This window comes from Anaerostipes sp. Marseille-Q3525 (genome assembly GCF_018223505.1).
GTDB classification, from domain to species: domain Bacteria; phylum Bacillota; class Clostridia; order Lachnospirales; family Lachnospiraceae; genus Anaerostipes; species Anaerostipes amylophilus.
In genome coordinates, this window is the sequence record NZ_JAGTTT010000025.1 from 1 (window position 1) to 25,949 (window position 25,949).

A 25,949-nucleotide genomic window follows, 5' to 3' on the forward strand; every position below is an offset into this window, starting at 1 on the left:
GATGAACCTATCTTTATTAGCTAATTAATGTTGTGTCTATATTACTTTCAAAAACCACCTTAATAGATGGTTTATTTGTCGTGTTCTTTGTTTTTCGGCTGTCCTCTACTATTTTGTTTCAAACTTTATCCTCTTGATGTATAGAAATTACGATATTCGGTATCCTATAAGAAAAAGGAGTTTTAATTATGGACAATGAAAATTTATTAAACAGTATTTATCAAAACATTGCAATGGTTTTAGAAACAATCCCAGAAATTCGTAAGATCACAACAGATTGTGATTTTAAAGCTCTGATCGTTGGGCAGGAGGAATCATATCAAAATTTATCAGACTCTGTAAAAGACGCTATTACTTCAAATGGAGATTCTACTGAAGAATTAAATGATCTATTAAAAACCTATTCTGAATGGATGACAAAATTAAAAGCCATGAGTGATAAAAATGTCAGCCATCTTGCTGAAATGTGCATTCAGGGATATACGATGGGAATGGTGAAGGCAATCCAAAAAAGTCATCTCTACTGTGACGCTTCAAAAGAAGCAAAACACTTTGGTGAGAAGCTTATTTCCCTTCATGAAAAAAGTATCAATGATTTAAAAAAATATTTGTAATCGTCAAATCATTGTGCTATGATTAATTTTGTTATTGATAGATTTTAATGTTCACGACCGATACGGATGCATTTATTTATTTCTATGAATGCATAAAACAAGTAATGGTTCGTGGACTTTTTCTTTTTTATAAAGAATTTTTATTAAAATGGCTGTCATTAACAGTTACATGTATTTTTTATTAATAAGAAAGTAGAGGTACCCAGATGAGTAATGGTACAGTAAAATGGTTTAATGCAGAAAAAGGTTATGGATTTATTTCACAGGAATCTGGAGATGATGTGTTTGTACATTTTTCTGCAATCCAGGGTGAAGGATTTAAGACTTTAGAAGAAGGACAGCAGGTAAGCTTTGATATTGAAGAAGGACCACGCGGAAAACAGGCATGTAATGTTGTGAAACTTTAATTTGCTGGTTTGATGACGGAAGTTATTGGTGGAATATTATAAAAAGGGTTATCTGTCTGCGACGCACTCTCGCTCGACTCAGACAGATAACCCTTTTTATAATATTCAAATAATTTACGTAATCGAAACCACTAGTGGGTGTGTATGGAAAATGTTACTGGCTTTAAACTGGGGTTTTCTCAGACAGAAGATATATATGAAGTTAGAATGTATTTCAAACATCTCATCAAATCGGTGTTCATAAGTCTCTTTAATCTTCCGTTAACGAATACAAAACTTATCAGCCAATACCCTATAACATACACTCTATATAGTGATTTCGATAGACTTTAGTTTTATGTGACAAAAATTAACGATCATTGATTGGTGTATATTCTTTCCGTGGTGCCACAGCCTTATAAGCTGGACGAATAATACGATTACCATTCATCAATTCTTCCATTCGATGTGCAGACCATCCAACGATACGTGCGATTGCAAATAATGGTGTATATAACTGATGTGGTAATCCTAACATGCTGTAGATAAATCCACTATAGAAGTCGATGTTTGCACTGACTCCTTTGTAGATCTTTCTCTTCTCGCCGATGACCTGTTTTGCAAGACGTTCTACAGTTGTATATAAATGATATTCTTCTTCTCTTCCTTTTTCTTCTGAAAGCTGTTTTACAAAGCGTGATAAAATCTTGGAACGTGGGTCAGACAGTGAGTAAACTGCGTGTCCCATACCATAGATCAATCCTGCTTTATCAAATGCTTCTTTATTCAGCAGTTTCAACAAATACTCACGAATTTCATCTTCATTTGACCAATCTTTTACATTAGCTTTCAGGTCGTCAAACATCTGTACAACTTTGATGTTTGCACCACCATGTTTTGGTCCTTTTAATGAGCAAAGAGCCGCTGCGATCGCTGAGTATGTATCGGTTCCTGATGATGATACAACGTGTGTTGTAAATGTAGAGTTGTTACCTCCACCATGCTCTGCATGAAGTACTAACGCCATATCTAATAATTTTGCTTCCAGTTTTGTGTATTTGCTGTCTGGTCTTAATAAATGCAGGATATTCTCTGCTGTAGACAGTTCTGGGTCTGGAAGATGGATGAATAAACTTTCTCCTCTTTCATAATGATTATATGCCTGATATGCGTACACAGAAAGTACTGGGAATAGTGCGATCAACTGGATGCACTGGCGCAGTACATTTGGCAGTGAGATATCGCTTGCATTATCATCATATGAAAATAGTGTTAAGACACTTCGTGCTAATGTATTCATCATGTCACGGCTTGGTGCTTTCATGATGATATCTCTTACGAAGTTTGTAGGAAGCTGTCTGTATTCTCCAAGCATTCCTTCAAACTGTTTAAGCTCATCTTTATTAGGGAGTTCTCCAAACAACAGTAAATATGCTGTCTCTTCGAATCCAAAACGGTCTTCTTCAATAAATCCCTTTACGATATCTTCGATGTCAATTCCCCGATAATATAATTTACCTTCACACGGTACAACTTCACGGTCGATCATTGTATAAGCATTGATCATGGAAATGTCAGTTAATCCTGCAAGGACACCTTCACCGTTACGTTTACGAAGACCTCTTTTGACGTCATATTTTGCAAATAATTCTTCGTCGATCTTCTTATTACATTTCTTAGCCAGTTCTTTAATCTCAGGGGTTACCTCTGAAAACTTGTTCGGCATATCTTTAACCATCGTTTTTTCTCCCTTCTAGCAATTGCTATCGTTTCTAGTTTACATCATGGTATTTTCCAAGGAATTCTCGTGTTCTTTCATTATCAGAACTAAATACCTCATCTGGAGATGCATCTTCAATGATGACTCCTTTATCCATAAAAATGATCCTGTCTGAAATTTCTTTTGCAAAAGCCATCTCATGTGTGACGATCACCATTGTAATATGAAGATCTGTCAGCGATTTGATAACTTTTAATACTTCTCCAGTTAACTCCGGATCGAGTGCAGATGTCGGCTCATCAAAGAATAAGATCTTTGGCTCTAAGGCTAATGCTCTTGCGATCGATACTCGCTGTGACTGTCCACCAGACAATTCACATGGATAAGCATCTGCCTTTGTCTCAAGACCTAATTTCTTTAACAGCTCCATTGCCTTTTCTTCTGCCTGTTTCTTAGGAACTCCTGCAACACATACAGGGGCCTCCATTACATTTCTTAAAACACTATAATGTGGAAACAGATTAAAGTTCTGGAATACAAATCCTGTTTCCATTAAAATTTCTTTCAACACATCTTTGCCTGCGTAAACTGGTGTCCCATTCTTGGTCTCAACCAATGTCTTTCCATCGATTGTGATCGTTCCAGATGTGATCGTCTCTAACTGATTCATACAACGCAGTAATGTTGATTTTCCTGATCCTGATGATCCAATGATCGAAATGATCTCGCCGTCATTGATGTCGAAGGAAATATCTTTCAATACGGTAAGATCTCCGAATTTCTTCTCTAAGTTTTTAACGGATAAAATACTCATCTTCTTTCCCCCTAACGATAATAGTTCATTCTTTTCTCAATAACTGAGAATACTTTCGATACAATGGCATTCATGATCAGATAGAAAATACCTGCTACAACAAGGTAGATCATTCCACGACTTCGTGCCATCTGGTTGGTTGCCACAACATAAATCTCCATAACACCGATAACATGAGCTAAGGATGTATCCTTAACCAGTGTCATACACTCACTTCCAAGCGATGGTGTGATAATCTTTACAACCTGCGGCAAAATGATCTTAAAGAATGTCTGTGTCTTATTAAATCCTAATACTTTCGCTGCTTCATACTGACCTTTTGGAATTGCCTGAATACCACTTCGATAAATCTCAGCAAAATATGCTGCGTAATTTAAAGAAAAACCGATAACCGCCGCTGTCATACGATCAAGGCTTAATCCTGCGATATAATATAGTCCAAAATAGAATCCATATAACTGCAGGATCAGTGGTGTTCCTCTCATGATCAATAGGAAAAATCGAATTGGCATCTGAATGATCAGAAGCTTTGACATTCTTCCTTTAGCAATTATCATACCAAGAATCAGTCCAAAAATCAAAGTCAGAAAGAATAAGATCAATGTAGATTGCAGACCATTTTCAATTAATAACTTTACGATTTCTGGAAAACTTTGTGTTCCATCCATAATTTTCTACTCCTATATTACTTATTTTTATCTATATTTATAAGGGACGGGTTATTCCTTTATAATATCTTTATAAACGGAAAAAGGGCTTTAGCACGTAAGCCCTTTCTTCCTTAAAATTTATTTCTTTAATTATTTGATTGTTGTGATGTCTTCATCAAACCATTTTTCGCTTATCTTCTTTAATGTACCATCTTTTGCCATTGCTTTTAACTGTTTTACAACTTCGTTGCAAAGTGCTTTGTCATCTTTTCTGAATCCAATGACATATTTTTCTTTTGCTACACTGTCTTCTAATACTTTATATTTACCAGCATCTTTCTTTGTGTAGTATTTTGCAACAACTTCATCCATAACAGCCGCATCTAATCCGTGTCCTAAATCATTTAAAATCTGAACATTGTCTGGTAACAGTTTGATCTTTGAATTCTTTAATTCTTTTACACTATCTGCTGCATCAGCTGCTGTAGATCCTGACTGAATTCCAACTTCTGTATCTTTTGTAATGTCTTTTAAAGATTTGATCTTACTGTTTGCTGGTACGATCAGTACCTGATGGTTATCCATGTAAGATTCTGAACATAACATTTCTTTTGCTCTGTCTTTGCTGTATGTAACACCATTCCATAAACAGTCAACTTTCTCTGTATTAAGTTCCTGTTCTTTGGAATTCCAGTTGATTGGCTGTAATTTTAATTTGATTCCCATTCTCTTTGTTACTTCTTTTGCAAGGTCGATATCAAATCCTACAATATTATCTTTCTTATCTGTAAATCCCATTGGTGGAAAGGATGAATCAAGTCCAAGAACTAATTCTTTCTTAGACTGTACATCTTTCAATGAGTTATCTGTCTTTGTTTTCTCTTCTTTCTTTCCGCATCCTACGAGCATAGATGCTGCAAGTGCGACTGTTAATAACCCGACTAAAAACTTTTTCATAATTTATCGCTCCTTCATACATTTTATTCAATCAGCACGCTACCATGCTAAAGTGTTTGTTTCATAATATCAAAGTTCTTTTCTTTTGTCAATCTGTATCATTTTGTTTTTGTTACAATTTTATTACATTTTTATTGAGCTTCCATGAAATTTGTGGTATTCTAAACATTGTATAAAAGGAGGAAATTTATTATGCATTACAAAAAACTTCTTGCTGCTGCTTTAACATTAGGATGTACTGCAAGTACAGTTCCTGTTCATAACACGAATGCAGCAACTATGAAGATCGGTTATGGCGGTAAAACCCGTTACTATAATGGTTCACAGTTAACTTTTGATTATAAAAACAAGAAACTTTCTGGAAAATATGCAGGAATCCAGATTAATAATACAAACATGGTACCTTATTATTTCTATCTTGTAAAACAGGGGCCAAAAGTAAAACGTTCTTATTCATCAAAGACTGGTAAGATCGTTCTGAAATATGGTAAGAAAACACTGACTGCTTATTCTGGAAAACGTACTTACTATTTAAATGGGGCAAAAAAGACATTTAGTGTTGCACCTACAAAGGTAAAATATTACTCTACTGGAAGCACAATTATCTTAATGCCTGCAAAAGAAACTGTTCAGGGACTTGGAATGACCTACCGATATACATCTTCTTCCCACAGAGTCTCTATGAGTTATTTGACAAACAGCTCAAGTGCGGCAACTACTGCTCAATCAAAACCTGCGGCAACAGGCTCTGCCGCAAAAACTACAACTGTATATACAAATTATGCGAAAACGTTATCCGCATATGTAACAGCTGAAAAGAAACAGCATCCAGCTTATGGCGGCAAGAGTATTTCTAAATCTACTTATACAACTTATATCAATCCAGCGAAAGATGCTACACACAATTATCAGTTTCTTCGTCTAAATACATACCGCCCAGTAAATGCTACAGCTTATAACAACTTATTAAACAAAAAATTAAAATCAGGCAGTGTATTAAAGAATAAAGGAAATGTACTGATCGCAGCTGCAAAGAAATACAACATTGATCCTGTATATCTGCTGTGTCAGACAATTCTTGAAACAGGTTATGGACAGAGTGTTTTATCACAAGGTAAATCAGTAACCTCTGTTGTTTCTGGAAAGTCGGTCGTAAAAGACAGAAGCACTGGAAAAGTTACTGGATTTAAAACTGTCAATGGAAAATACATTACTTCAAAAATTTCCAAACAGAAAGTGTATAACTTATATGGTATCAAAGCCTATGACAGTGCTCCTCAGCTTTGCGGATTCAGTTATGCTTACTACCATAAATGGACAAGTGTAGACAAAGCCATTTATGGTGCCGCTCAGTATGTAAGTGAACAGTATATTCATAATAAGACACATAACCAGAACACTTTATACAAATTCCGCTATCATCCAAACAGTTCAAATCTGTGGCATGAATATGCAACCGACCCTGCTTATGCGAAACAGATCGGATATATCATGTATAGTCAATTTAGATCTGTTTATGCTTCTAATGCTACGTTTACATATGATAAACCGAAATTTAAATAAATTTTAATTGTGTGGTGGTTGGCCAACTGTAAATTTCGAGTATATGATAAAAAATAAATAAGCAACTGAACGCGATGCATTGGAATTTTGTTCAAAATATGGCAAAATTCCAATGCATCGCGTCAAATCAGTATTTTACTTACATAATTCAAGTACTGCCTTCGCTGCCTCTTCGTCTGTGATCAGTGTGTTAATATATCCGCCTCTCACAGCTCCAAGAATTGCTTCGGCTTTCATCTCAAGTCCTGCGACACAGATGACATTCTCTGTGTTTTTAATATCTTCAATTCCAAGTCCGATCATCTTATTGACAAATGGGGTTACGACTTCATTACCTTCCATATCATAGAAATGTCCTCCGATATGTCCGATCGCACCTTTCTTCTCAAGATTATATAAATCTCTTGTACTTAAATATGATTTCCAACTCTTATAAACAATGGAACCAACACTTGTAAGAATGATATCTGCATTCTTTGCTAATTCAAGACATCCTTTGATGTTTGGTTCTTGTTCAAGACTATCTCTGACTTCTTCTGAGTTTACAAACAATGGTGCGTAAATATAATGATATGTTCCACCATATGCATAAGCAAGTTCTTTGGAAAGATCCAAGGAATCTCTCTCTGGTGTTCTTACATTCGCTGCTCCCATGATCGGTACAACTGTGATTGGAATATTCTTGCTGGTCTTTACTGCTTTGACTGTATGATACATAGTATTTCCCCATGAAATTCCAAGAATCATATTGTCATTTAACAGATTATCAAGATAATAAGCCGCTACTTCTCCAAGTTTCTGCAGAACCATCGTGTCATTGCTTTCTTTTGTTGAGATCACTCGTACATCTTTGAGTGCGAATCTTCTCATAAATTCCTGTTCCAGCTCTATATTACGATCCCATGGCTCTAAAATCTTGATTTCTACGATTCCAAGTTGTCTTGCCTCTTTTAACATTCTTGAAATCTTAGAACGTGAGGTAAAAAAACGTTCCGCAATCTGATTCTGAGTCATTTCCGCATTATAATAGAGGTTTGCAACACTGGCAAGCATGTTGCGCTTTTCGTTATCACTAAGTGAATCATATTCCTTCATTGTTTTCCACCTCCCATTCTTTATCCAAAGCATTTTTATTATACCGCATTGGTTAATTTGCGTCCAGTATACAATATCTCTATTTTTCTACTTTATACAATGCAATTTCATCAATTTCTCTGTTTGCAGACAAAATATAATCTTCTCCATTGTTTGTGTAATGAAGTACGTTTGCTGGTCCTACATCACTGTCTAAAAGGTCAGCTGTAAATATTAATTTTTCAGCATCTGTGCATCTGAAGAATAAGAGATTTCTCTCACCTTTTCTGTGTCCGATCAAAACTCCGTTCACACCATTGATCTCTCCACCCCAGATTCCATGAGCGAATTCAGCGTCTTTTTCATAAGTATAAATTTTCTTAAATTCATCATCTGTTTTCTTGAAAATGCTGATCTTTTCTCCGTGGAATGGTGAGATTGTTAACATTTCTAACTCACCATCGTTGTCGAAGTCTGCAAATGCCATATCACTGCTTGCTTCATCTAAGACCTGTTTGATCTCCCATGTTCCTTCTGCAGATTCTGGTGGTGTGCATTCAAAGACACCTTCATTTGCTGCAACATAAGATCTTAAAACACCATCAACTTCTGCTTTGCAGTATCCATGATTCTTTAATAAACCTTCTTTTAATACTTCAAACTGTAATGGATGTTCTTCATCAACGGTACTTAAATTTTCTGGAAGAACACATACCTGAATCTTTCCTGGACTTCTCCAGTCTTCTTTGTATTCATGTCCAGATTTTAGGGTACATGCGATCACATAGTTTACTCCATTTCTTGAAATAATGTCAAAACGATGTACAAATGGAAGTTCTGCCAGTGTTCTTACTTTCCATTCTCCATCTTCTGGGTAAGCTAAGATGATCTTTGCTTCTTTGGAATCATTTGGAGAGTAAAATTTATGTGTTGCTAAAAACTGTCCGTCGGAACCAGGGACCTGAACCATTGACATGGTTCCTCCCGGTCCTTCCCAGATGACTTCTTCCTGATTTCCCTCAAGGTCATATAAACGGCACTGATTTACTTTTTCTGCTGCTACGAGCATATGTTTCTTTCCTTTGTAAGTTAAAGGTGCAACAGAATAGCATTTTTCCAAGTTTCCGATAACTTTCTTTGATACTTTCATTATGCCACCTTCTTCCTATAAGCAAGAACGGAATGGGATATTCTGTGGTGCTTCAAAGCAATCTTCGAATCCTCTTCTGTGATGATAGTAAATTTTGTCTTTGTCTGCTGGATATGTGTATTTTCCTCCAACTTGCCAGAAGAATGGATGGAATTTATATTCGTTACGATCTTTCTTGAAGTTGTATAATACTTTGATCTCAGCACAGTCAGCCTGGAAGTTTGTCCATACATCCCAGTGAATAGGTACAACAACTTTGCACTGTAAGTTTTCTGCCATACGAAGAATATCTACAGATGTCATCTTATCCTGCATACCGATTGGGTTTTCTCCGAAAGATCCAAATGCTACGTCTACATCGTAATCTTTTCCATGTTTTGCAAAGTAGATAGAGAAGTGAGAATCTCCAGAATGATAGATATTTCCACCTGGTGTCTTAACTAAGTAGTTAACTGCTTTGTCATCCATGTCTGTTGGGCATACACCTGTTAATTCTTCTCTGTCTGGACCTGTAGAGTCTGTTGTTACGATACATGTTCTATCAAAGGAATCTAATGCGATGATCTCGATATCTTTGATCTTAATGGAATCTCCAGGTTTTACTGTGATACAACGATCTGCTGGAACTCCCCATTTCTGCCATAATTCTACGGATTTTTTAGGTCCGATGAATGGTACTGGAATCTCTTTTCCATTTTCATCAGTTGTTGTCATTCCACTGTTGATCACGTGTGCTGCCCATTCTGCAGACATATGATCCTGATGATAATGTGTTGCTAATACTGCATCAACTTTCTTAAATGCAAATGGATCAATTACAAATGGCACATTACGAAGGTTCGGCTGCATTGCACGTCCACCACACATATTTGCCATCTGATGTCCGACTTTCATTTTTCCATCACCATGTGTACGTTTACCATTTCCACACCATAAGTCGATGGTAATGTTTGTGTCAGCTGGTGTTTTAAACCATACACCTGTACATCCAAGCCACCACATTGCTACATTTCCTGGTGCTACAACTTCATTTTCAATATCTTCAACTAACCATGTTCCCCACTCTGGGAATGTACTTTCGATCCAGCTTTCTCTTGTCATTTCACTAATTTTACTCATAACTTTGATCTCCTTTTCTATCCAAAATGCTCTATCTCTATATCCTATAAGTCATTTCCGTAATAAGCGTTTTCTCCATGTTTTCTGAAGAAATGTTTGTCCTGTAATACCTGTGGTGCTTCTTCAATATCTTTTTTCAGATGTTCACAGCGATATGCCATTTTAGCTACTTCTTCCATAACAACTGCATTGTGAACTGCTTCTGCTGCATCAGCTCCCCATGAAAATGGTCCATGGTTTGTGCATAAAACACCTGGTACATATACTGGATTCTTATCTTTAAATGTTTCTGCGATCACAATCCCTGTATTCTTTTCATATTCTCCATTGATCTCATCGGCTGTTAAAGCTCTTGCACATGGAATATCTCCGAAGAAATAATCTGCATGTGTTGTTCCATAACATGGAATGCTTCTTTCTGCCTGTGCCCAGGATGTTGCCCATGGAGAATGTGTATGAACGATTCCCCCAACTTCTGGAAACGCTTTGTAAAGTTCAACGTGAGTTGGTGTATCTGAAGAAGGATTTAAGTCACCCTCAACTTTTTCTCCATTTAAATCTACGACAACTAACATATCTGGTGTTAGTTTTTCATATTCTACACCACTTGGCTTAATGACAAACAAACCACGTTCTCTATCGATTCCACTGACATTTCCCCATGTATAAGTTACCAGTCCTTTTGCCGGTAATTCCATATTTGCTTCATATACTTGCTGTTTTAATTCATCAAGCATCTTCTTAACTCCTTCCTTACTTTCCTGCATTTCCAAATATTTTTTCTAATTCTTTTCCAACGCCGTCCTGATCATTGTTTCCTGCAGCTCTGTCTGCTTTTTGTATATGCTTTTGTCATAACATCAGATCTTCCTGTTGCCATAACAAACTCTACATCATGATTACTAAGTTTCATAATTGCTTTCGCATTTTCGTCAGAAACCTGTTTTTTGCTGTTTAGCAGGGTCCCATCAAGATCCGTTACCACCATTCGATACATAATTTCCTCCTTATGCAGGAACTTTGAGCCCTGCCTGTTCCATCTTATCTTCTACAAACAGACGAGCCTGTTTGATAACTTCTACAGCTTCTTCCATTGTTTGTTTCTTAGAATTATCTGCCCACATTTCAATCAGGAACATTCCTGTATAATTCAGATCCTTTAATTTCTTAAAGATATCTGTGAATCTTACCGTTCCTTCTCCAAATGGTACACATTTGAATACTCCAGGATTTGTCTCTTTGACGTGGATCGCTACTGTTTCACCAATTCCAAGCTCAAATTCGCTTTCAACATCCGCAGAGAACTGTGTCAGATTTCCCATATCTGGATAAATCTTGAAGTATGGAGAACGAATTTCTTTGATATAGTGCATTGCACGAAGAATTGTTCCAACAAATGGTGTGTCCATGATCTCCATTGCAAGGATCACTCCTGCATGGCTTGCCATTTCTACTGACTTTTTCATTCCTTCTAAGAATAATGCTTTTGTTTCATCATCGGATTCTTCATAATACACATCATAGGTTGCAAGCTGAATCACTCTGATTCCTAATTTCTGTGACAGAAGAATTGCTTTCTCCATGATCTCAAATGCCTTGTCTCTTGTTTCTTTGTTCTTGCTTCCAAACGGGAATCTTCTGTGACCGCTTAAGCACATGCTTGGAATGATGATTCCTGTCTCTTTCATATAAGAACGAATTTCTTCGATCTGCTCATCACTCCAGTCAAGTCTTGCTAATCTCTCATCAGATTCATCGATGGAAATCTCGATATAATCAAATCCTGCCTGCTTTGCAGCCTGCATTTTTTCAAGCCATGTAAAATCATTTGGAAGAGCTTTTTCATAAATTCCTAATGGCCTTTTTTTGATATCGTACATCTATCTCACCCCGGTTTATTCTGCAGGCATATCTAATGCTTCTCTGATCTTTGCTTCGATTTCTTTTTCTGATAATAGGTTCTTAAGTCCTATAACTTTTGTATCTTTTCCTACTCTGAACTGTGATGTAAATGTTTCAGATACGAAGATCATATCGTAGTTATTTGCTACACCTTTTGCTTCTCCAACACTCATATGTCCGATTTCTGCGTCGATTCCTAATCTTTTGAACACTTTGTTGATTTTCATTTTGATCATCTGGCTTGATCCCATTCCATTTCCACATGCTGCAATTGCTTTGATTTTCATAATAAATACCTCCTGAATTTGGCTGATTGTTTGTTGTTTAAATATATTTTGTTATCTAATTTTGATTTCTAGTAGTCTTCGTCTTCCTGACCTACTGTGAAATATTTCTCTTTATCAGATTTTGCATACTGAATCTGAGGAATGACTAACATTGCTAATACACAAATGATAACTCCAGGTACCTTTAAGTACTTCACAACATAAGAGATTACAAGGAAAATTGTTGAGAAGTCGAAGTTTCCATGCCATCCTCCGAATGCTACTAACTGTAAGACATATGCACAAACGGCTCCGCCTAATACCTGAATGATTCCACTGATAAATGGTAAGATCATAGCTGCTTTAACTCCACCTCTGTGGTTTGCGTATACTGCGATACTTGCGTTATCAAAGAACAGTGGTACGAATCCTGCGATGATCATTACTGGTGAGTGGAATATCAATAGTCCTGCGATTGCTAAGAACTGTCCAAGTGCTCCACAGAAGAAACCAACTGTTACTGCGTTTGCTGGTGCGAATCCATAAGCTACGGCACAGTCTACTGCTGGGATTGCTCCTGGAAGCAGCTTGTCTGAAATACCTTTGAATGATTCTGTAAGTTCTGCTACGAACATACGAACACCTGACTGTAATACATTTAAGTAAACGGTAAAGCTTAATGCTTTAGAGAAGATATAGAATCCAAATGCTGTTGTCTGTGAGAATGTCTCATCTAAGCTTCTCATGAAGTCTTCACCAAGTACTAACATGATGATTCCGAAGAATACGAACATTAATACTGATGTGGATACTACGTTGTCACTGAACATCTGTAAGAATCCTGGAAGTTTGATATTCTCGATAGAATCCTCTTTTTTACCGATCTTTGGTGCGATCTTATCAGCTAACCAAATTGCAAACATCTGCTGATGTCCAATTGCGAATCCACCTTCACCATCTGTTAAACGATCTGTTGGTTCAACAGTTAAGTTAGAGAATACTGCCTGGTATGTACCGACTAAGATTCCGACTGCTACAGCTCCCCAGATACTACGAAGTCCTGGAATGAATAAGAATATGATCCATGTTACTGTTGTTGCCTGCTGTACCATGATATGTCCAGTTAACAGTAATGTACGAAGTTTTGTAGCTTTACGGAAGATCAATAAGATGATGTTCCAGATAAATGCCATTAACAATGATGTCATTGTCCATGCTGCGGATAATCCAATGTTTTCAAGTGCTGCGTTAACTGCGTTTAATCCAAAATACGGGTCAATTACTACCGCATTCAAATGGAACTTCTGGTTCAATCCTGCAAGGATTGGTCGGAATGTGTTGATCAGTCCGGCAGAACCTACGTTTAAGATCATGTAACCTACAACTGCTTTTAAGAAACCTGCTAATGTTTCATACCATTTTCTTCCTAATAAAATGTATCCAACTAAGACGATCAGTCCTACGAAGAACTCCGCTTTTGTTAAAATGTTATTGGATACAAAAGTAAATACTGTGTTTAATATTTCCATCCTCTATTCTCCCTTCTTACTCTTCAGGTTCAAATTCATTGATCGCTTTGGCAACTTCTTCAGTTGTCTTTGCATTCTTAATGAATTCGATGTTATCTTCATCTGAGATAAATTCAGCCATGGACTGAAGTTTTTCAAGATGAAATGTGTCATCTGTTGCTGCCAGAGTAAGAACAATGTCTACTGGATCATTGTCACAGTCAAAACAGACTGGCTTGCTTAATGTGATCAAGCTTAATCCTGTTTTCTTAACACTGACATCTGGTCTTGAATGTGATAGTGCAAGTCCTGGAATGATAACAATGTATGGTCCGTTTTCTTCCACACATTTGATCGTCAGATCAATGTAATCTTTTGTGATGTATTCACTGTCTACTAAAAGCTGTCCTGATTTGATCATGGAATCTCTCCAGTCAGATGCTTCAACATTCAATTTGATGTTTCTTGCTTCGATTACTTCACTCATTTGTTTCCTCCTAATTAACTCTCCATATTTTCTATGCTGCTTTATGTGTATCTCCTTAAGTTGTTTACATCTTATCATTCGCTGCACACCTGTGCAACAAATTCTCATGTTTTGCACATATGTGCAAAGTGGGTATTTTTCATTGACATCCATAAATATATTGTTCTTACATAAATACAATCCATCTGCACATATGTGCAAGATTGTATATTTTGTTCATAATGCACAAAAAGAGAAGCAACTCATAGATTCACTCTATCAGTTGCTTCTCTTTGATAATTATTATTATTAAATTTTAATACATTTTCTGGTACAAACGATTCATCTTTCCACGAATGTCCTGATATTTTTTTGTATTCTCCATGACTGGATCATAGATCTTTAATGCGTCCTTTTGTCCAGCCAATTTCAGGGCTTCCTCATAACCAGATGCCTTTCCGCTTTCAACCATTGTATTCACCCATGCACCGATGATCCCTGATTCACGTTTCTCATAATGTACAAGTTCTCTACCATAGACATCTGCCTGAATCTGATTGAATGCCTGACTCTTACTTAATCCGCCGCCTATCTGAATCTTCTCTGCCTTTCCAATCTGTCCCTCCACAATATCTAAATTATTGCGGATCTCATAGACAATTCCTTCTAGCAAGGCTCTTGCCATATCTCCTCTTGTCGTACTGAGTGTTACATTGGTAAATGATGCCGTTGCCTGCGGATTCCACTGTGGCGTTGCTCTTCCCTGAAAAAACGGAAGCAGCATACAACCATTTGCTCCCGGCGGGGATTCATTGATTTCTTCATCAATCTTTTTATAAATATCCCCTTGAACTTCTTTATAAAAATTCCTGCGAAACCAGTCAAACGCAGCACTACATGTAAGAATACTTGCTTCTACGATATATTTTCCTTTTACCGCAGAATAATTAATGATCGGATTTCCTAAAATAACCGGTGGCAGTTTTTCTGTGATTCCGATGATAAATGCACCGGTTCCACTTGTCACCTCAAGATCCCCTTCTTTGTAAATTTCCATTCCAAGCGCGCTACACTGCTGGTCACCGCCAGCAGAATATACGGGAACTCCTGTCGGTATGCCGGATGCTTTTGAAAATGCCTCATTCGTATACCCATGAAGTTCTCCAGGATCAATAAGTTCACAAAGCTTGCTCTCTTCCACATCAAATATATCAAGCAATTGTTTATCCCACTGTCCGGTTCTCAGATTCATCAGATGGAAACGGCTGGCATATGTTCTGTCTGTCTTCATCTGTCCTGTCATATGATAAAACAGATAATCAGCTACCACAAAAAGCTTATAGGATCTGTCATATATTTCTGGTTCATTTTCATGAAGCCATGCCATCTTGCTCCCTGCAAAAACAGGATTTACCATCGTTCCACTTCTTCGTATAATGTCTCCATCGTACCCAGCAAGTCTCATACATGTCTTGATATTCCTCTTATCCTGCCACATCACAGCATCACATAATGCATTTCCATCCCGATCTACTGGTATCATTGATGTTCTCTGTGCCGTCAATGAAATCATCTCAACTTTGTGTCCATGTTCCTCACACCATATCTGAATGTTCTTCGCAATATCATATAATACACTTCTCCATATCTCAGGATTCTGTGTCACATAAATCGATAAATGAAAATCAGGGTGGTATTTTTCCTGAAACTGGCATAGAATATCTGCCTGCTCATTCATCAATACACCCCGCATGCTTGAAGTTCCCACATCAAAAACAAGGATTCCCATCAAAGACCTCCTTTTACTGCTTTTGTTATCTGTTAATCTTCTTAATGTACTAATCCGCCCATCTTAAACGACTCGATCAAAAGTTCTAATGTCTTTGGATCACACTGTCGGTATTTGAAATAATATAACAGCATCTCTGTATATTCCACCAACTTCTCCGCGTAAGCTTCCTTCACAAAATGCTTGCTGCCACACATCAAGCATTCATTGATCAACAGATATGCTGCAAATCGTTCATTTACAAAAATATCCCTTTCCTGATCAGAGTATTCCCGAAACTGGATTGGTTTTCTCTTAACGATCCATGAGATTGTATATGCAAACAATTTCTCTGTACGGATACGCTCAATACTGTGAAATTCTTTTAAACGCATCACATCCATAAAATAATCAAGGATCACCTGCATTAAAATTCGTTCATTACAGTAAGCTACGTCAGAAAATCCAGCAATCTCAATAAATTCCATTGCTGTTTTCTGTAATTCCTCAAATCGTTCCCGGAACTTGTCCACTCCAACCTCATCAATCAGCTCTCTGTAATTCTCCATCTCAAATAAATTATGTTCTATCATTTGGGCTCCTTTATCATCTTTAACAGTTGTAGTTCATCCAGTTGCTGTTTATGATTTACGATCAGATTATTTACATCCGATTCTAAATGATATCTTGCCTTTGAAAAATACTCTGCCTGTGCCGCACCGGTAAATCCGGCTGATGAGTTTGGCAGTTTATCGATTTTGTGTTCTCCGGCAATGATTTCTTCCACCAATCGTTCGATCCGCTGTCTTTCCTCTGCGAATCCGTCATCATATCTCTCCATCTGGTTTTATCCCTTTCTTAAGATCATCCGGTTCATATAGCTCCCAGCATCAATTACACCATCTTTGGCTCTTGGAATCTGCTCTTGTTCTCTCTTATGTGGTTCTTTTGACATTCGCTCAAGATCACTGTAACTGTCCTGTGCAAAATATTTCTCCATATCGAACCAGCCTTCTTCTCCAAACTGAAAACATGTGGAAATAATCTCATCCACAGAATTTAACAATTCTGCCACTACGCTTGTATAGCGTTTGAGAAAATGATTATTCTCTCGATATGGGTATTTTACATAATGGTCAAACTCCGCATAAACTTCTTCTGCGATCGTACGAACCTGTACTTCAAAATAATATTCTTTATACTTAAAAATATAATGTTGGGAACGGTATCCCTTATCTGTATACTCTTTATGGATCGTATAATTAAAAATATCACGGTCCCCATAACGAATATAAGCTCTTGGCATCTCTGCCATACAGATATCATATCGGGGATCTTCGTCAACCTTTAATAAAAAATCATGCACTATACGCCATTCTTCTTTGGATAAGATCAAAATCCTGACTCCCATCAGATCACGTACGATCCTTAAATAATTCTTTTCATTAATACTTTTATATTTTTGACGTTTCTCAACTCCAACTTTCCTTATGATCTTCTCAATGAGATGTTCAGGATTCTTACATCTGTTATGAATTGAATGTACATGAAAATCTATCTCTTTTGATATTTCTTCCTGTAAATGATCTGCCATCTTTTTCATCTCTGGCAGGCGGCTCTTATAGTCATCATAAATCTTCTCAAGCGTATCCCAGGAAAGTCCAGAATCCTCAAATGCTTCCTGTACTTTGTATGTGTTAAAAAATTTCTCCTGATCCAGCATGAGGAATCACCTCTTTTCATTATATATATTTATTTGTCTACAATCTTATATTTTTCAAGCAGTTTCACTCTCTCCATGCCAATCTGTGTACTGCTTTTCTCTCCCGTATTCTGTCCTGTTTTCTTACGTTTTAGCAGATATTTTAAAATTCTTTGTATATATGCTGCTGGTAATAAAAACGGATATTTTCTCGCATAATCATAGTTTGTCTTCATATATTCCTTATCAGGGAATAAGGATGCCGCAATACCGGAAGCTGCACTCGCCTTTTCATGTTCTGCCGCATTCAGTGTAATATTCGCACTATGTACGCGATTCATATCATTCTGTCCAAAAATACCACCATCCAGCATATCATCAAGCAATGCTGTACAGTCAATATCTATATCGGACGGCTTCGTAAGTCCCATCTCTTCCCATGAGATTCCAAGATAACAAACACCAATATCAAGCACGTTCATTGCAAATGCCTCCATATGATATTCCCGCATCACACTTCTTATCTCTTCCCAGTCAAACTGATCATGATAATTCTTTGCAAAATAAATCATATCACACGCCTGTCTGATTCCAAATCCACTGTGAAGAAAATGTTTGAGGCTGTGGCATACCAGATACAGGAAATGTTCTCCGACATTGAGCGTAAGTACCTTGCTTCCCTGAATCTCTGTCTCTATGCATGTATCAAAAGCATCTGCAAACAACTCATTAAAATGTCCATACGCACCAGACTCCTGTGCAAACAGATTCATATGTAGCTCCAGATATAACCCATTGGACAGATTCTTATATGGAACTTCCTGATAGTCTTTGCCTTCAATCAATTCATCTCTCATAAATCCTTCATTTCTCAAGAACTCGTCCATCTTCTGAAACTGTTCTCTCGGTATAAACAGATCTTCATCATTCGACGTTCTTAAGTCAGGATTTGGATATAGATTCCTGCAGACAATTCCTTTCACTACCAATGGTGTCAGACCATTCTGACGCATCTTATCAGATAACATCAAAAATAAAATACTCTTTCGAACCTGATTACCTGCCTGATCGATCGTATCCATCTTCCAGAAATTCTGAAATTCCGGATCACTTTCCAAAAAAGACGGATTAGAAAAAATCTGCTGATAGATCAATGGTGAAAGCTGCTGTTTCTGACTGATATCATAAACCCGGATCCATACATCCGTATCAAGCCCGTCGAGGTTATCACATTCTGTCTGTGTTATTGCACTTTTTAATATGTCTAAAAATACATTTGTCGCATTCATAATCTGCCACACTTTCCTTTGATATGTTATTTCTTAAGATCGATCACTACGATCTCTGGTATATTATTGAATCTCGGGAGTTTCTCTTTGTCACTTCCTAATCCTCTTGTAACGATCATATTCTTAACTGTCCTAAAATGATGAATTCCATCAACATACTTTGGAAACCATCCCTGATCTGCACCATACAAACCTCCCATGCCAGGAAGGATCACCTGTCCTCCATGTGCATGTCCACTTACCACAAGATCAATCTTCCATGTGTCTGCTGCCTGTCCAAAGATAAAACTATCTGGTCTGTGTGACATCATGATCTTAAATGCCTTCGTGTCTTCAAAATCCATCAGAAAATCTCTTAATCCAGAATTCATATCTTTCTTAGACATCTTTCCTTGTCCATCGACTGCGAAAGCATATTCATACAAACCCCCGATACGGATCGTATGATTCTTCACTTTGATATCTTCATAGTTTTTCTCCAAAACTACTGCTCCAGCTTTCTTTAATTCTCCATATAAATCTGAAGTCTTACGATCAAGATATCCAATCTCATGATTGCCCAAAGCATAGTAAACCGGTGCAGTCTCCTTTAGTCTCTTCACAAGAGTGATTACTGTTTGAAGATTCTTACTCTCTTCATTGATCATATCTCCATCAAAAAGAATAAGATCCGGCTTGCATTCTTTGATCTTGCTGACCAGACGTTTATTATTCTCTCCAAATGTACCATAATGAAGATCTGATACCAGAACAACCTTTACGTTCTCCTTGATCTTGTCTGATTCTATATTGTAATTCTTAACTGTTAAACATTTGTATGAAATAACGACTTCTATCACTATAAATAAAATAAAAATCATTAATAGTATACCCGTTATCTTTAATATCTTTTTCATCTAAAGTCTTCACTGCTTTCAAAAATGTACTCTTTATATTATACCATCGGCGTATCTATGCTCACAAGTATATCAGTAAAATTCTTTTGTCTTTCTTATGATTTTGTGAATTCTTTATGATTAAGACCATTTATCAGTTGAAAAATCAAAATATCGTGCTAAAATAAATCTTTAGATTTAATATGAATGATTTATCAAAAGAAGGTATATAACATGGAACAATCAAAATATTACGTTACTCACTATTTTAACGCACAAAATGCCGGCGGATTTCTGATCGTATCACTGATCGGACTGATCATTGTCCTTGCGATCGTTTTAATTGCCGCCAAATTACAAAAACATTATAAGATCAATGCAAAAAATCCAACGACCCAAGAACTGGCACAAATTAATGAAACCCACAAAACCAAAGTTCTAAGCCGGATTGAAAGTTTTTATGAGATGGTATTTTCCAGTACTTCGGTGCTTATCTTCCTTTCTCTATATTATGTACTTGATGAAAGGATTCCACAGGCAGCCTTATACTGGCATAAATATCAGGACATTTTACTGCTTGCATTTTTAGTATGCTCTGTATTCCTGACTTTCTGGTTTGACCGTATCTTTGTCCACCTGAAAGTTATATCATCCAAGCAGAAAGCATCCGTAAGATTAATCTCTGCATTTTATATCATTCTGATCCTGCTATATATTAAGTTTATTTATAATGATTCAAATTATGACTCTTTAATTTTTTATTTTGTTATGCTTGCGATCGGACGTTTTGTTTATTTTGATTCCACCATTGAGGATATTAAGGATTCTTTATCTGGTGTCATGCAGAATTTCCCTTTATTAGTTTTAATGGGAATTTATTCAGGATTTATCTGCTGGTATGGATTCTATACGGATTTCTTATTAACTTCAAATGGCGTGATCATCAGTACTTTGCTGGCTCATCTGTTTATGGATGCTTCTATTTTTGTGCTGAATAAGACACGAATCGTGAAATTGTTTGTTTAAATCGAAAATTTAGCAAGGCTGTCACATAATGATTGATATGCTCCCTTCCAGGTAGACAAGTGAAATAATAATAACTTGTCACTTAGGAGGGAGCATATTTTATGTCTAAAAGAAAAGTATCTGTTGAGAATAAGATATATGCTGTAAATCTATATCTGGATGGAAAAGAAAGCCAACAACGAATTGCCCATATGTTTGATGTAAGTCTCGCATCTGTCCAACAATGGATTCGAAACTATGAATCTATGGGAGCAAATGCATTTACATTGAAAGGGAATAAAAAATATTCCAAAGAATTGAAACAGCAAGCAGTCTTAGATTATTTAGCAGGCTATGGTTCTCAAGATGATATCTGCAAAAAATGAATAATCTTGGACTGATTGAGCCATCTGTCCGACATGGTTGGTTCTGCCGCATAAGAATATTCACCAAGGTAAATATCTCCACCAAAACGATTCAGAAAGGAGCATACACTTTGATATACATCATTTTCTATTCGGTTGCTGCATCTTTTAAATTCTACTGCTATTGTTTCACCTATCTGCAATATGGTTCTTAATTTTTCTTGATCCACAGTGTGTATTCACCTCTCCTTTATTTTTTATTTGTTGACATAAAATATACCAAATGTTAATATATTAATAAAGAAAGGTGCTACCGATGACGGTTCGCCTGATGATTAATAAGTTATAAAAATAACCGCTTAACTTTCCAGGTTAGGGCGGTTATTTTTCTGTCTTGGCATTATGCTTTCCACGCACACAACTAATGAAATTCTTAAAGTCCTTGGGACTTTAATTCACGATTATTTCTTTTACTTTCTACAATTATTTCCGGACATATTTCGCTCATAAATGTTGTCCAAAATTGATAACTTGCTAATCCATGTCTCTCTAATATTCCATGCAATCATAGGAGTCTTTATAATCCTGCACTTCTCAATAATTCCTCATCATTACAAAATTTCTTTTACAATATTTACTTTATCCTCTTTTCTTTATAATTTTACACACCTTAATTACTATATTTTTTAATACTACCATTTCTCGGCTTTTATAAAATGCAATAAAAAAAACTATGTTAGTAATTACACTACACACTACCATTTTAATTAAAATACGTAAAACCAACGGACCTACAATTAACTTAAATGATACATAACATAAGATTGCTGCCATCCCCAAGACAATTATATAATATATATATTTTTTAAAATATTGAATAACAGATTTATGAAATCCATGTGTATATACTGCATACGGATCATACCATAAATTTGTTAATATTCTTGCCATAAATGTTGCAAATAGAATTCCAAAAAGTCCCCATTTTCTTCCTAAATATACTGAAAACATAATATTAAGAATTCCCGTTATAATTTGTAAAAATCTTCCATATTTAAACAATCCTAGAGTATGCTTATACGTCCATACTGCATTCATCATCCCTACCGTATAGAAATTGAGAGCAATGACCATTGGAATTTTTATTGGTAAAACGTATTCTGTACCAAAACACAATTGTACAATATCAGAAGAACAAAAAATTATACCTAGCGTTGCCCAACCAAATATCCAAAAATTCATCATATTCATAAATCCAAACATCTGATATTTTTTTTCTTCCGATTCTATTGCATTATGATTTCCTATACTAGCAGTTAAGCTATTGAACACCTGACCTAATAATGAATTAATTGTATTTACTAACAACGTATAATTTGATGCAATCCCTGTTGTTGCTAAACCTTGAAAAAAAGTAATTAATATATTATCTGTACTATTTACAAGTAATCCAGATATTTTATAGAAAGTAAGATCTCGAATATCCTTAAATAAAGATTTTCTTTCATTTTCTGGTAATGATTCTATATTTTTATTATTAATACAAGGAAACCTTCTTTGTGCCGTGTAAGAAACAATTAAATTATATATTATTGTACCTAAAGTTTGAATAGCTATATATACCATATAGTTGCGCGTAATTACTAACGCTACCATCTGAAATATACTTTGTAATATTGTGATAATATAATTAATTCCTACCACTATGTAATTCTGTTGGGCTGCAATAAGTAATGAACTTCTATAGCTATAAAAATATGTTATCACTGTATTAAACAGATTAATCATATACAATACATAAATACTTTCGGTAATATGCGGTGGTTTTGTAATAATAAAATTTAAAAATGGCATTAAGCATATTCCTATTATACCTATAACAATTCCTATAATTCTGTATGCGGTTCCATATACTTTAACCAAAGATGCTATTTTTTCGTCATCATGTTCTGCTAATGGTTTATATAATGCATAAATTATTGCTCCACCTATTCCTAGTTCAGCTAACGACAACATAGACAAAATATTGGTAAATAAACCATTAACTCCTAAATAATCAGCCGCAAGACATTTCACAAAGACCATTCTACATATAAAACCAAGAATAGTATTTACAATATACCCTCCTACTCCAGCAATAATATTTAATACTGAATATTCTGTTCGCGAACGATTTTTCATAATGTCTCCAATCTCTAACAATGACTTTCTTTACTAGCCCAATATTTCCCAATAATTCATTATCCATTTAAATCCTAAATAACTATGTTTTTGTAATGTCTTTTGTAATTTAAGTAAATTCGATTTTTTTATTGTTTTATCTATTTTGTAATTTTTCTCAAAAAAATCTACTTCAACTATAAAAATCGCTTTTCTTACATCATGCGGCATATTTTTAGTTCTAATCCAATTAAGCCTGACCTGTTTTAAATAATCCTCAACTGAAATTTTATAATTTCTATTCAATGCTTCTGCAAAACAATATAAAGTTATATATAATGTATCTATTGAAGATTTTCTATTATACAATGCACTTGTTATCCCTTGTTCATTCTTTCTGTAATAATAAGTAACATCATTTGTGACATATATTTTTTTACAACTTGGAATTAATAATGTACTTATAATTGTATCTTCATATTCATAACCTTTTGGAAAAGCTAAATTTAACAACTTTTCAGAAGAAATAATCTTTCCCCATGCATAGCCATTTAATTTTGTTAAGTTTGATGACTGAAATCTCTCATGTTTATGAATATCTATTTCATCATCACTTATAAAACTTTTATATTGTCCCTCAACAATATCCGCATTCTTTTCTTCTGCTAAATTCATTAATGTTTCTATTGTATTGTCCGGAAGGATATCATCTGAATCTACAAACATCAAATAATTCCCACAAATATTCTTAAGTGCTATATTTCTTGCTGCTGAAATACCCATATTTTGTTGATGAATAATTTTGATATTATTGCATTGACTATATTTATCCAAAATCATTGCCGACTTATCTGTTGATCCATCATCAACAAATACAATATAATATGAATATTGGGTCTGCTGACCTAATAATGAAGATATACAACTTTCGAGAAATCTTTCCGCATTATATACTGGAACAATAATCATCAAATCGTACTTTGGCTCATAATTAACATTTTGTGCTAACTCAATGTTCCTTTTAGGATAAAATTTATGAAGAATTTTTTGTGCTTCATTTAATGATAATGAATTTTCTGTTTTCCAAAATTTTATTATAAACTTTATATTAACATATATCTTTAAAATCCATTTTTTTATTACGCTCATCTTTCCTCCAATTACAACTTATAAAAATTGACTTTTCCATTGTTCTATATTTTTTGTCGGCATAACAATTTTTGTTGTAAATTCTGACTCTATTTTAGATTTTAAAAGCATTTCTATTTTTTCTCTTTCAATTATTGGCAATCCAGTATCTCGTCCAATATTTTTTGCTCTATTATCAATTGATATAATCAGCGTACGATGCTCTTTACTTATACTTCTTATTCCTGCATGAAGACGTGTTCCAACATAATCAAGATTTTCGTTTTCCAAAATTCTATCATATACTTCTAAACCAAAATCAAGAATTTCTATATTTTTTCTAATTTTTAATTCTTGAAAATATTGATTATCTTCTATTCCTTGTGGCCATAAATATACTTTTTCATATAATTCTGATAAAATATCTAAAATTTTTTGATCTTTATCTATATCTCTATTATAATCTGTAAGTGTGCAGATTACTTTATCTGATTTCTTTTTTGGAATTTTTTTACATAACTCTGACGTTAAACTCCACATTGTTGGACATCCAGTATAAATTACATTTTTTATTCCTATTTTATGCAACATACTCTCTGAAAACTTATCTCTCACAGAATGTACATATTCTTTTGATAATATAATTTTAAATAGCATTTTTGTGTACAAATCAAATGTTTTATAATTTGATGCAAATCCAATTCCCATTAGAATAGTATTTTTATAAATTCCAACTTTTTTATTTAATCTCCATAATCCATATGAACGCATATGTCCTGACAATGCATTTGTACCACATAATATTTTTATATTTGCATCATTTATCATTTTTTGTTCATCTTCTGTTAACAGTCTATGAGTAGGAACTCGAATACTTCTATTCAACTTATCGGGCAATTGCTTTAAACAATTTTCCATAATAATTCTATCCCCTTCGTTATCTCCATCATATGATGGATCTAATAATACCGCTCCCTATATAGTCAAGTCTTTTTTCCTTATTTTTCAAGGATTTTTTAGTTCCATATCTCAGATGAATGAGCCAAGAGGATGGACATTTCTCTGTATCTGGTACGAAAGTAGAGGGTTTTGGGTACACGAAGTAAAACGTCATCATATTTCGTTCTACATGGCCTTGTGTATACCCATCCTTCTACGGCAGCGAACCTCCCGTGTCTACCAGGATCACCTGCATTTCTGCCGGGTCCTAACTTCCTTCGTCCCGCCTGTCCATAACCAGGGTGTCAGCTTAGCTCCTTTACAGGGTCATGCCCTATGGTGATTATTCCTGCCGACTACTGGCTCATTCTTTTTGTTTTAAGTCTTACTGACCTGTTTAAGTATCAATACCTCACGGCACCTCGCGGCGGACGTTTTCCCGATTGGTTTTCATACTGCTCAGCCTTCCTGTCACAGCTGAATTCAACTTTCCGCACCTATAGCTAAAAGCTCAATTCAACCGTGGCAG

The 25,949-nt window shown here is 35.4% G+C and carries 27 protein-coding genes; 5 read left to right on the forward strand and 22 right to left on the reverse strand.

Annotated features, from left to right (window positions below; all coding sequences use genetic code 11):
* Positions 1-188: 188 nt before the first annotated feature.
* Positions 189-614: a hypothetical protein gene (locus KE503_RS11045; RefSeq protein WP_022374198.1), complete on the forward strand. Its 426-nt coding sequence runs from the start codon at positions 189-191 to the stop codon at positions 612-614.
* Between the two features lie 206 nt (positions 615-820).
* Complete coding sequence (locus KE503_RS11050) at positions 821-1,021, forward strand: cold-shock protein (protein WP_212385233.1); 201 nt, start codon at positions 821-823, stop codon at positions 1,019-1,021.
* Between the two features lie 349 nt (positions 1,022-1,370).
* Here KE503_RS11050 and KE503_RS11055 read toward each other — a convergent pair whose 3' ends face one another.
* The 4 genes from KE503_RS11055 to KE503_RS11070 all read right to left on the reverse strand — a co-directional run bounded on the left by KE503_RS11055 (position 1,371) and on the right by KE503_RS11070 (position 5,141).
* Complete coding sequence (locus KE503_RS11055) at positions 1,371-2,738, reverse strand: citrate/2-methylcitrate synthase (protein WP_212385234.1); 1,368 nt, start codon at positions 2,736-2,738, stop codon at positions 1,371-1,373.
* A gap of 34 nt (positions 2,739-2,772) precedes the next feature.
* Positions 2,773-3,534: an amino acid ABC transporter ATP-binding protein gene (locus tag KE503_RS11060; protein WP_055196566.1), complete on the reverse strand. Its 762-nt coding sequence runs from the start codon at positions 3,532-3,534 to the stop codon at positions 2,773-2,775.
* Between the two features lie 11 nt (positions 3,535-3,545).
* Positions 3,546-4,202, reverse strand: a complete 657-nt coding sequence (locus KE503_RS11065; protein ID WP_022375369.1) for an amino acid ABC transporter permease — start codon at positions 4,200-4,202, stop codon at positions 3,546-3,548.
* A gap of 132 nt (positions 4,203-4,334) precedes the next feature.
* A complete protein-coding gene (locus KE503_RS11070) occupies positions 4,335-5,141 on the reverse strand; it encodes an amino acid ABC transporter substrate-binding protein (RefSeq protein ID WP_212385235.1) in 807 nt (268 codons plus the stop codon).
* 192 nt (positions 5,142-5,333) lie between these two features.
* Here KE503_RS11070 and KE503_RS11075 point away from each other — a divergent pair, with 192 nt between their 5' ends.
* On the forward strand, positions 5,334-6,704 hold the full coding sequence (locus KE503_RS11075) for an N-acetylglucosaminidase (RefSeq protein ID WP_022375371.1): 1,371 nt from the start codon (positions 5,334-5,336) through the stop codon (positions 6,702-6,704).
* A 135-nt stretch (positions 6,705-6,839) separates the two neighbouring features.
* Here the strand turns inward: KE503_RS11075 and KE503_RS11080 are convergent, their stop codons facing one another.
* The 15 genes from KE503_RS11080 to KE503_RS11150 all read right to left on the reverse strand — a co-directional run bounded on the left by KE503_RS11080 (position 6,840) and on the right by KE503_RS11150 (position 19,844).
* The gene (locus tag KE503_RS11080) at positions 6,840-7,799 is read right to left on the reverse strand and encodes a sugar-binding transcriptional regulator (RefSeq protein ID WP_070097213.1); all 960 of its coding nucleotides are present in this window, start codon (positions 7,797-7,799) and stop codon (positions 6,840-6,842) included.
* A 79-nt stretch (positions 7,800-7,878) separates the two neighbouring features.
* The gene (locus tag KE503_RS11085) at positions 7,879-8,928 is read right to left on the reverse strand and encodes a hypothetical protein (protein ID WP_212385236.1); all 1,050 of its coding nucleotides are present in this window, start codon (positions 8,926-8,928) and stop codon (positions 7,879-7,881) included.
* A 15-nt stretch (positions 8,929-8,943) separates the two neighbouring features.
* Positions 8,944-10,047, reverse strand: coding sequence for an L-ascorbate 6-phosphate lactonase (gene ulaG / locus KE503_RS11090; RefSeq protein ID WP_055196561.1), 1,104 nt, complete (start codon positions 10,045-10,047; stop codon positions 8,944-8,946).
* 44 nt (positions 10,048-10,091) lie between these two features.
* Positions 10,092-10,784, reverse strand: a complete 693-nt coding sequence (locus KE503_RS11095; protein ID WP_212385237.1) for an L-ribulose-5-phosphate 4-epimerase — start codon at positions 10,782-10,784, stop codon at positions 10,092-10,094.
* A gap of 71 nt (positions 10,785-10,855) precedes the next feature.
* On the reverse strand, positions 10,856-11,044 hold the full coding sequence (locus tag KE503_RS11100) for an HAD family hydrolase (RefSeq protein ID WP_212385238.1): 189 nt from the start codon (positions 11,042-11,044) through the stop codon (positions 10,856-10,858).
* A gap of 10 nt (positions 11,045-11,054) precedes the next feature.
* Positions 11,055-11,927, reverse strand: a complete 873-nt coding sequence (locus KE503_RS11105) for an L-ribulose-5-phosphate 3-epimerase (protein WP_212385239.1) — start codon at positions 11,925-11,927, stop codon at positions 11,055-11,057.
* Between the two features lie 15 nt (positions 11,928-11,942).
* Positions 11,943-12,236 (reverse strand): PTS sugar transporter subunit IIB, encoded by a 294-nt coding sequence (locus KE503_RS11110; protein WP_055196558.1) that lies wholly within the window; start codon positions 12,234-12,236, stop codon positions 11,943-11,945.
* Positions 12,237-12,304: 68 nt separating this feature from the next.
* Entirely contained in the window at positions 12,305-13,744 is a 1,440-nt protein-coding gene (locus KE503_RS11115; protein WP_212385240.1) for a PTS ascorbate transporter subunit IIC, read from the reverse strand.
* Between the two features lie 16 nt (positions 13,745-13,760).
* Entirely contained in the window at positions 13,761-14,210 is a 450-nt protein-coding gene (locus tag KE503_RS11120; protein WP_055196556.1) for a PTS sugar transporter subunit IIA, read from the reverse strand.
* 295 nt (positions 14,211-14,505) lie between these two features.
* Complete coding sequence (locus tag KE503_RS11125) at positions 14,506-15,978, reverse strand: FGGY-family carbohydrate kinase (protein ID WP_055196555.1); 1,473 nt, start codon at positions 15,976-15,978, stop codon at positions 14,506-14,508.
* Positions 15,979-16,019: 41 nt separating this feature from the next.
* The gene (locus KE503_RS11130) at positions 16,020-16,550 is read right to left on the reverse strand and encodes a hypothetical protein (RefSeq protein ID WP_022374187.1); all 531 of its coding nucleotides are present in this window, start codon (positions 16,548-16,550) and stop codon (positions 16,020-16,022) included.
* Complete coding sequence (locus KE503_RS11135) at positions 16,547-16,798, reverse strand: hypothetical protein (RefSeq protein WP_022374188.1); 252 nt, start codon at positions 16,796-16,798, stop codon at positions 16,547-16,549. The genes KE503_RS11130 and KE503_RS11135 overlap by 4 nt, the downstream gene beginning before the upstream one ends.
* Before the next feature lie 6 nt (positions 16,799-16,804).
* Entirely contained in the window at positions 16,805-17,680 is an 876-nt protein-coding gene (locus KE503_RS11140) for a RelA/SpoT domain-containing protein (RefSeq protein ID WP_212385241.1), read from the reverse strand.
* Between the two features lie 29 nt (positions 17,681-17,709).
* Positions 17,710-18,948: a nucleotidyltransferase domain-containing protein gene (locus tag KE503_RS11145; protein ID WP_212385242.1), complete on the reverse strand. Its 1,239-nt coding sequence runs from the start codon at positions 18,946-18,948 to the stop codon at positions 17,710-17,712.
* 26 nt (positions 18,949-18,974) lie between these two features.
* A complete protein-coding gene (locus KE503_RS11150) occupies positions 18,975-19,844 on the reverse strand; it encodes a metallophosphoesterase (protein ID WP_249183045.1) in 870 nt (289 codons plus the stop codon).
* A gap of 213 nt (positions 19,845-20,057) precedes the next feature.
* On the opposite strand from KE503_RS11150, the gene KE503_RS11155 reads away from it, so the two are divergent.
* Complete coding sequence (locus tag KE503_RS11155) at positions 20,058-20,849, forward strand: hypothetical protein (protein ID WP_212385243.1); 792 nt, start codon at positions 20,058-20,060, stop codon at positions 20,847-20,849.
* A gap of 101 nt (positions 20,850-20,950) precedes the next feature.
* Positions 20,951-21,214, forward strand: a complete 264-nt coding sequence (locus tag KE503_RS11160; RefSeq protein ID WP_212385244.1) for a helix-turn-helix domain-containing protein — start codon at positions 20,951-20,953, stop codon at positions 21,212-21,214.
* Between the two features lie 618 nt (positions 21,215-21,832).
* Here the strand turns inward: KE503_RS11160 and KE503_RS11165 are convergent.
* From KE503_RS11165 to KE503_RS11175, 3 genes are read right to left on the reverse strand one after another with little or no spacing between them, the layout of a single operon-like run.
* On the reverse strand, positions 21,833-23,374 hold the full coding sequence (locus KE503_RS11165) for a lipopolysaccharide biosynthesis protein (protein WP_212385245.1): 1,542 nt from the start codon (positions 23,372-23,374) through the stop codon (positions 21,833-21,835).
* Positions 23,375-23,407: 33 nt separating this feature from the next.
* Entirely contained in the window at positions 23,408-24,502 is a 1,095-nt protein-coding gene (locus KE503_RS11170; RefSeq protein ID WP_212385246.1) for a glycosyltransferase family 2 protein, read from the reverse strand.
* Between the two features lie 18 nt (positions 24,503-24,520).
* Positions 24,521-25,405 (reverse strand): polysaccharide pyruvyl transferase family protein, encoded by an 885-nt coding sequence (locus tag KE503_RS11175; RefSeq protein ID WP_330622000.1) that lies wholly within the window; start codon positions 25,403-25,405, stop codon positions 24,521-24,523.
* Between the last annotated feature and the right edge of the window lie 544 nt (positions 25,406-25,949).

Bases quoted from the DNA above. Each gene is read 5' to 3' on its own strand.
- KE503_RS11045 (WP_022374198.1), top strand. From the start codon at position 189: ATGGACAATGAAAATTTATTAAACAGTATTTATCAAAACATTGCAATG.
- KE503_RS11050 (WP_212385233.1), top strand. From the start codon at position 821: ATGAGTAATGGTACAGTAAAATGGTTTAATGCAGAAAAAGGTTATGGA.
- KE503_RS11055 (WP_212385234.1), bottom strand. From the start codon at position 2,738: ATGGTTAAAGATATGCCGAACAAGTTTTCAGAGGTAACCCCTGAGATT.
- KE503_RS11060 (WP_055196566.1), bottom strand. From the start codon at position 3,534: ATGAGTATTTTATCCGTTAAAAACTTAGAGAAGAAATTCGGAGATCTT.
- KE503_RS11065 (WP_022375369.1), bottom strand. From the start codon at position 4,202: ATGGATGGAACACAAAGTTTTCCAGAAATCGTAAAGTTATTAATTGAA.
- KE503_RS11070 (WP_212385235.1), bottom strand. From the start codon at position 5,141: ATGAAAAAGTTTTTAGTCGGGTTATTAACAGTCGCACTTGCAGCATCT.
- KE503_RS11075 (WP_022375371.1), top strand. From the start codon at position 5,334: ATGCATTACAAAAAACTTCTTGCTGCTGCTTTAACATTAGGATGTACT.
- KE503_RS11080 (WP_070097213.1), bottom strand. From the start codon at position 7,799: ATGAAGGAATATGATTCACTTAGTGATAACGAAAAGCGCAACATGCTT.
- KE503_RS11085 (WP_212385236.1), bottom strand. From the start codon at position 8,928: ATGAAAGTATCAAAGAAAGTTATCGGAAACTTGGAAAAATGCTATTCT.
- ulaG (WP_055196561.1), bottom strand. From the start codon at position 10,047: ATGAGTAAAATTAGTGAAATGACAAGAGAAAGCTGGATCGAAAGTACA.
- KE503_RS11095 (WP_212385237.1), bottom strand. From the start codon at position 10,784: ATGCTTGATGAATTAAAACAGCAAGTATATGAAGCAAATATGGAATTA.
- KE503_RS11100 (WP_212385238.1), bottom strand. From the start codon at position 11,044: ATGTATCGAATGGTGGTAACGGATCTTGATGGGACCCTGCTAAACAGC.
- KE503_RS11105 (WP_212385239.1), bottom strand. From the start codon at position 11,927: ATGTACGATATCAAAAAAAGGCCATTAGGAATTTATGAAAAAGCTCTT.
- KE503_RS11110 (WP_055196558.1), bottom strand. From the start codon at position 12,236: ATGAAAATCAAAGCAATTGCAGCATGTGGAAATGGAATGGGATCAAGC.
- KE503_RS11115 (WP_212385240.1), bottom strand. From the start codon at position 13,744: ATGGAAATATTAAACACAGTATTTACTTTTGTATCCAATAACATTTTA.
- KE503_RS11120 (WP_055196556.1), bottom strand. From the start codon at position 14,210: ATGAGTGAAGTAATCGAAGCAAGAAACATCAAATTGAATGTTGAAGCA.
- KE503_RS11125 (WP_055196555.1), bottom strand. From the start codon at position 15,978: ATGGGAATCCTTGTTTTTGATGTGGGAACTTCAAGCATGCGGGGTGTA.
- KE503_RS11130 (WP_022374187.1), bottom strand. From the start codon at position 16,550: ATGATAGAACATAATTTATTTGAGATGGAGAATTACAGAGAGCTGATT.
- KE503_RS11135 (WP_022374188.1), bottom strand. From the start codon at position 16,798: ATGGAGAGATATGATGACGGATTCGCAGAGGAAAGACAGCGGATCGAA.
- KE503_RS11140 (WP_212385241.1), bottom strand. From the start codon at position 17,680: ATGCTGGATCAGGAGAAATTTTTTAACACATACAAAGTACAGGAAGCA.
- KE503_RS11145 (WP_212385242.1), bottom strand. From the start codon at position 18,948: ATGAATGCGACAAATGTATTTTTAGACATATTAAAAAGTGCAATAACA.
- KE503_RS11150 (WP_249183045.1), bottom strand. From the start codon at position 19,844: ATGAAAAAGATATTAAAGATAACGGGTATACTATTAATGATTTTTATT.
- KE503_RS11155 (WP_212385243.1), top strand. From the start codon at position 20,058: ATGGAACAATCAAAATATTACGTTACTCACTATTTTAACGCACAAAAT.
- KE503_RS11160 (WP_212385244.1), top strand. From the start codon at position 20,951: ATGTCTAAAAGAAAAGTATCTGTTGAGAATAAGATATATGCTGTAAAT.
- KE503_RS11165 (WP_212385245.1), bottom strand. From the start codon at position 23,374: ATGAAAAATCGTTCGCGAACAGAATATTCAGTATTAAATATTATTGCT.
- KE503_RS11170 (WP_212385246.1), bottom strand. From the start codon at position 24,502: ATGAGCGTAATAAAAAAATGGATTTTAAAGATATATGTTAATATAAAG.